Annotated in this window: 1 protein-coding gene; it reads right to left on the bottom strand. The window is 69.9% G+C overall.

The genetic code is table 11. The features are described from left to right. Positions 1-22: 22 nt before the first annotated feature. Complete coding sequence (locus D471_RS0130375; protein WP_017602097.1) at positions 23-475, bottom strand: GatB/YqeY domain-containing protein; 453 nt, start codon at positions 473-475, stop codon at positions 23-25. Positions 476-608: the final 133 nt, after the last annotated feature.

Genomic DNA, 608 nt, shown 5'->3' with positions numbered 1-608 from the left:
CCCCCGCCCGTTTCGTCGTGGGTCAGGCCAGCTGGCGCTTGACCTCGGCGGCCACCCGGGCCCCCTCGGCCCGACCGGCGATCTGGGGGTTGACCACCTTCATGACCTGGCCCATCGCACGCGGACCCTCGGCGCCGGTCTCGGCGATGGCGGCGGCGACCAGCTGGGAGAGCTCCTCGTCGGAGAGCTGCGCGGGCAGGTAGTCGGAGATGACCTCGCTCTCGGCCCGCTCAGCGGCGGCCTGCTCGGCCCGTCCGCCCTTGTCGAACGCCTCCGCGGCCTCCTTGCGCTTCTTCGCCTCGCGGGTGAGGAGCGTGATGATCTCGTCGTCGTCGAGGGAACGCTGGGTGGATCCGGCGGCCTCCTCGGTCGAGATCGCGGCGATGACCATGCGCAGGGTGCCGGTGCGAACCGTGTCACGCGCCTTGATGGCGGTGGTCAGGTCGTTCTTGAGGCGGTCTTTGAGTTCGGACATGGCACCGATCCTACGGCGGCGGCCCACGGCGGAACCAACGATTTGTGAACACGCGCACCGCGCATCTGAGACGATCGAGTCGACCAATGGAGGAGAGCCGATGGGAACGGACAGCGGGCGGGTCCTGCGCCGG

The sequence above is a fragment of the Nocardiopsis lucentensis DSM 44048 genome (genome assembly GCF_000341125.1).
GTDB classification, from domain to species: Bacteria; Actinomycetota; Actinomycetes; order Streptosporangiales; family Streptosporangiaceae; genus Nocardiopsis; species Nocardiopsis lucentensis.
This window is presented reverse-complemented; position numbering and strand designations above follow the sequence as displayed.